1 protein-coding gene is annotated in these 719 nt (G+C 46.5%); it reads right to left on the bottom strand.

What is annotated here, in order from left to right; translation table 11 throughout:
* Nucleotides 1-719: ATP-binding cassette domain-containing protein (locus A3766_RS27845; RefSeq protein WP_156509205.1), on the bottom strand; the 719-nt coding region annotated here is incomplete at both ends.

Below are 719 nucleotides of genomic sequence, written 5' to 3'. Positions count from 1 at the left end.
TGGCGAGCATCTTCTTGCTTTTGCTCATGCTCTAAACGTTTCTCTTTATTTTCAAGCCACTGAGAATAGTTACCTTCAAATGGAATGCCATGGCCTCTATCGAGCTCCAGTATCCAACCTGCAACATTATCAAGGAAGTAACGATCGTGGGTGATGGCGACGACGGTTCCAGGGTAGTCATGTAAGAAACGTTCCAACCACGCGACACTTTCTGCATCAAGGTGGTTGGTCGGTTCATCAAGAAGCAGCATGTCCGGCTTAGAAAGTAATAGACGGCAAAGAGCGACACGACGCTTTTCACCACCTGATAAATGTTTAACTTCAGCATCCCATGGTGGCAGTCTTAAGGCATCAGCAGCGACTTCCAGTGTTCTTTCCAGATTATGACCATCACCGGTTTCAATGATTGCTTCTAGCTTGGCTTGTTCTGCGGCTAGAGCATCGAAATCTGCACCTTCTTCAGCGTACTCTGCATAAACTTGATCTAGGCGAGTTAACGCATTTTTAATCTCACTCACGCCTTCTTCAACGTTGTCTCTGACCGTTGCTTCTTCGTTAAGTTCAGGCTCCTGAGCGAGGTAGCCAATATTGATACCCGGCTGAGGGCGGGCTTCACCAATATAGTCTTTATCAACGCCCGCCATAATTCTTAGTAGTGTTGATTTACCCGCACCATTAAGACCCAATACACCAATTTTGGCGCCAGGGAAAAATGAAAG

The sequence above is a fragment of the Oleiphilus sp. HI0132 genome (assembly GCF_001635845.1).
This window is presented reverse-complemented; position numbering and strand designations above follow the sequence as displayed.